Genomic DNA, 320 nt, shown 5'->3' on the forward strand with positions numbered 1-320 from the left:
GTGCCATGAAGGACTCGAACCTTCGACCCTCTGATTAAAAGTCAGATGCTCTACCGACTGAGCTAATGGCACTTAATTATGAAAACACTCTTTAGTTTTGCAAGACACCCAAATCTCAGAAAGATTATTCAAGGAGTGGCTCGATTTGTGTGCTGAAGCATAAGCTTCGAAGATTACTCGATCGTGCTCTACCGACTGAGCTAATGGCACTTATTTATTAAATGAAGCATATTTCAGTAAAACTGGTGCCGGCAAGAGGACTTGAACCCCCAACCTACTGATTACAAGTCAGTTGCTCTACCAATTGAGCTACACCGGCA

General features: G+C 43.1%; 1 tRNA gene. It reads right to left on the bottom strand.

Features of this window, described 5'->3' with window-relative positions:
• Positions 1-243: 243 nt before the first annotated feature.
• Positions 244-319, bottom strand: a tRNA-Thr gene (locus GJU41_RS24545).
• Position 320: the final 1 nt, after the last annotated feature.

The organism is Metabacillus idriensis (genome assembly GCF_009674765.1).
Classification (GTDB): Bacteria; Bacillota; Bacilli; order Bacillales; family Bacillaceae; genus Bacillus_P; species Bacillus_P idriensis.